General features: G+C 62.5%; 3 protein-coding genes. 1 reads left to right on the top strand and 2 read right to left on the bottom strand.

The features are described 5' to 3' along the window. Positions 1 to 840: 840 nt before the first annotated feature. A complete protein-coding gene (gene speD, locus AC1DMG_RS20575; RefSeq protein WP_019465856.1) occupies positions 841 to 1,626 on the bottom strand; it encodes an adenosylmethionine decarboxylase in 786 nt (261 codons plus the stop codon). Positions 1,627 to 1,904: 278 nt separating this feature from the next. On the opposite strand from speD, the gene crp reads away from it, so the two are divergent. Continuing rightward, on the top strand, positions 1,905 to 2,600 hold the full coding sequence (gene crp, locus AC1DMG_RS20570; protein ID WP_441605488.1) for a cAMP-activated global transcriptional regulator CRP: 696 nt from the start codon (positions 1,905 to 1,907) through the stop codon (positions 2,598 to 2,600). 78 nt (positions 2,601 to 2,678) lie between these two features. On the opposite strand, the gene AC1DMG_RS20565 is transcribed toward crp, so the two are convergent. Next, complete coding sequence (locus tag AC1DMG_RS20565; RefSeq protein WP_477175054.1) at positions 2,679 to 3,668, bottom strand: bifunctional helix-turn-helix transcriptional regulator/GNAT family N-acetyltransferase; 990 nt, start codon at positions 3,666 to 3,668, stop codon at positions 2,679 to 2,681. Positions 3,669 to 3,791: the final 123 nt, after the last annotated feature.

Here is a 3,791-nt window from a genome sequence, read left to right as displayed (position 1 = left end):
CCTGGTGGGTTGCGGTCGCGCACAGGGTGCGCTCCCACAAGGGGTGGCGGCGGGTTGACGGGCCGCACCCCTTGCCCGGCGTGATGCRTTTGACGTCGATGGTGATGAAGGCGGTGGCGTACCGCGTCTGAACACCGGYTCTTTGTGGGAGCGCACCCTGTGCGCGACWGCCSCAAGAGCCGGGCATGCGGGGGTRGTCGCGRCGACTTTGAAATGAGGCACCTGGTGGGTTGCTGTCGCGCACAGGGTGCGCTCCCACAAGGGGTGGCGGCGGGTTGACGGGCCGCCTCCATACCCGGCGAATGCATTTGACGGCGATGGTGATGAGGGCGGTTGCGTTTTGGGTTTAAAAGCTCGGATAGCTACACCGCCGCGAGCACCCGCCCCTCACCCCGACCCTCTCCCCGAAGGGGAGAGGGAGAAGTGAAATGCTCCCCGAAACCCAGCAAACCAAAGGCAATGCGAAGCGAGCCTCGGCTTTAAGTCCTCAGCGATTCGGGCGCGTTGCGCAGCGCTTTGAAGTACCCCCTGTGTACCCTCGGAGGTTGTCCCACCACGACGCGCCTCGAGCGTTCGGGCTTATCCCAACACGATGCTGCGGGCGTTATCAGGCCATTTTCTTTGGGTTACTTTTCTTTTGGGCCAGCAAAAGAAAAGTGACTCGAGCGGCGGCAGCCGATCGAAACGCCCGCCGCGTAGGCGGCACGCTGGCCCTAACGCAACAACCAGAAACCGAGGCTCTGGATCCCGGCCTGCGCCGGGATGACAGTCAAAGGCCAAACACCGCTCTAGACCGCGATACGAGCCATAAAAAAAACCCGCCTTCCGGCGGGTTTTTCGTCACATCAGGTTGCGACCATGGAACAACTCCTCGATCTCGCGCCGCAGCAGCGACTCGATGCGCTGGCGCTCCTTGAACGAGAGGTCATCCGCATGCGCCTCGAACAGATACGTATCAAGGTCGAAGTCCTTGATGTGCATCTTCGTGTGGAACATGTTTTCCTGGTACACGTTCACGTCGAACATCTCGTACTTCTGGCGGATGTGCTTGGCCAGGTAGTCCTGCACCGAGTTGATCTTGTGATCGATGAAATGCTTCTTGCCCTTCACGTCGCGCGTGAAGCCGCGCACGCGGTAGTCGGCGATGACGATGTCCGATTCGAAGCTGTCGATCAGGTAGTTCAGGGCCTTCAGCGGCGAGATCACGCCGCAGGTGGCGACATCAATGTCCGCGCGGAAGGTCGCAATGCCGTTGTGCGGGTGCGTTTCCGGGTAGGTGTGAACGGTGATGTGGCTCTTGTCCAGGTGCGCGACCACCGCGTCGGAGATCGTGTCGCGGCCGAGCTTTTCCACCACCGGCTCCTCGGAAATGAGGATGGTGACGGATGCGCCTTGCGGATCGTAGTCCTGGCGTGCAATGTTCAGGATGTTGGCACCGATGATTTCGGCCACATCCGTCAGGATCTGGGTCAGGCGATCGGCGTCGTACTGCTCGTCGATGTATTCGATATAACGCTGGCGCTGCTCTTCGGACACCGCATAGCAGATGTCGTAGATGTTGAAGCTCAGGGCCTTCGTCAGATTGTTGAAGCCTTGCAAACGCAGGCGCGGAAGCGGTTTAACCACAACGACTCTCCATGGCCGGGGATGGGGCCAGCAGTAGAGGCGGGTTAGCTACAAGGGTCCCCGCTGGATAATTCGACGTGAAAGCCCGAAGCTTCCACGACCCTTGTGACGGGAGCGCGACAAAGGGATCGCGTCCGAAAGACCGTGAAGTATGCGGCAAAAAAAAGGAAAACTGAACCTCCGGAAGCTCAGGTTAGTTTGCCATAATGCCCGGAGGGGTAAGGTTTGGACTACCGGGGGACGCTTGCGGCCCCCGTTTTGAATCAACGGGATCTCACGTGGCGCAACTCAAATATCAGCTACAGCAGGCTTTTGAACGGTCACAGGCGCCAGCGAATTTCGCTCCGGATCCGGCGTCGATGGAGCGATTTCTTGCGCTTTGCCATCGCCGACGCTACCCGGGCAAGACCGCCATCATTCGACCGGGCGACCCGGCCAACACGCTTTATTACATCGTGGACGGCTCTTTGGCCGTTTGCACGGAGGACGAGCAAGGCCGCGAACTGATCCTGGCGTACCTGAGCCGGGGTCAGTTCATCGGTGAGATGGGCCTGTTCGTGGAGCAGGCACAGCGCGAGTCCATGGTGCGCACCCGCACCGCTTGCGAGATGGCCGAGATCAGCTATGAGCGCCTGTTCCAGCTGCTGGAAGGCCCGCTCCGCGAGGAATGTCCGAAGATCCTGTTCGCCATCGGTTCCCAGCTGACGCACCGTCTGCTGCGCACCTCGCGCCAGGTCAGCCGCATGGCCTTCATGGACGTGACCAACCGCATCTCCAAGACGCTGCTGGACCTGTGCCAGGAGCCTGATGCGATGACCCACCCGGAAGGCACCCAGATCCGCATATCCCGCCAGGAAGTAAGCCGCATCGTGGGCTGTTCCCGCGAGATGGTGGGTCGCGTGCTCAAGCAGCTCGAGGAACAGCGCATGATCGACGTGGCCGGCAAGACCATCGTGGTGCGCGGCACGCGCTAAGCCTCATCCGGGCTTCGCCCAGACGACGAAACCCGGCCTCGGCCGGGTTTCTTTGTTTCCAGCCTGCCGCAGCCGGACTCAGCCCCGGGGGGCGCCCGCCTTGGCGACCTGGCGATGTTCCGGCTGGTAGATCATGTACACGTCCGCCCGCTCGTAGTGCGAGCCGGCGCGCACCGATGGCTGCAACACGAAACCGGCCTGCTGGTACATGCGCAGCGCCGTCTTGAGGCGGCTGTTGGATTCCAGGAACAGTTCCTGGCCGCCGCGGCGATGGAATTCGGCGATGGCGGCGGCCAGCAGCACACGCCCGGCGCCCATGCCGCGGAAGGTCTCGTCCACGCCCATCTTGGACAGCTCATAGACGCCCGGCGATTCGCACAGCAGCGCGCAGGTGCCGATGACCTCGCCGGCGAGGCGCGCAAAGAAGATCGCCCCACCCGGCGCCAGCACGTGGCGCTCAGGGTCGCCCAGCATCTCGCGGTCGATCTCCTCGATGCGGAAATGGCGCTCCAGCCACTGCGCATTGAGGCGGTAGAAGTGCTCTTTCAGGGCCGGCTCGTAGGACACCACTTCCAGTACCGCGGTGGTGAGCGCCGCATATTCGGCCAGCATGGCGTCGACCACGGGACGATCCTGCACGGCCGCCTCGGTGGCAGCCAGGGCATTTAGCAAAGCCTCCAGTTCCTGCTCGCCCAAGGATTTGACGATGCCACGACGCACCGCGACCCAGATCGGCCCCAGCGCGGATAGGTCGGTACGTCCCTTGGTGGTAAGGCCAAGCAGGCTGCGGCGACCATCCTGGGCATCCTTGTTGCGGCAGACCAGGCCGGCATCGACCAGCTTGTCGGCCAGCTGGCTCACGGCCGAATGGGTTTGCCCGATGGCCTGGGCCACATCGCTGACCGTGGTTTCGCCGTTCTCCCATAGAAAGCGCAGTACCGGAAACCAGCGCGATTCCACGCCTGCCCCGCAGGTGCGGTAGACCTCGTCGACGGCGGTGTAAAAGTGGTCGCTAAGCGACTTGAGCCGGCTGCCGAGCGCCAGCTGGGCGAGCGTAGGGAGATACATCCGACAACCCTCGAACCATGATGAGTAGATATCAACGCGCGTCGCGAAGCCCCTCCCCTTGTGGGAGCGCACCCTGTGCGCGACTGCCCTTGTCGGCAACGTGTCGCAACCTGGTGTCGCGCA

The organism is Dyella sp. 01N36 (assembly GCF_056399745.1).
Note: the sequence above shows the minus strand (reverse complement) of the source record. Positions and strands in the feature narration are given on the sequence as shown.

Bases quoted from the DNA above. Each gene is read 5' to 3' on its own strand.
- AC1DMG_RS20565 (WP_477175054.1), bottom strand. From the start codon at position 3,668: ATGTATCTCCCTACGCTCGCCCAGCTGGCGCTCGGCAGCCGGCTCAAG.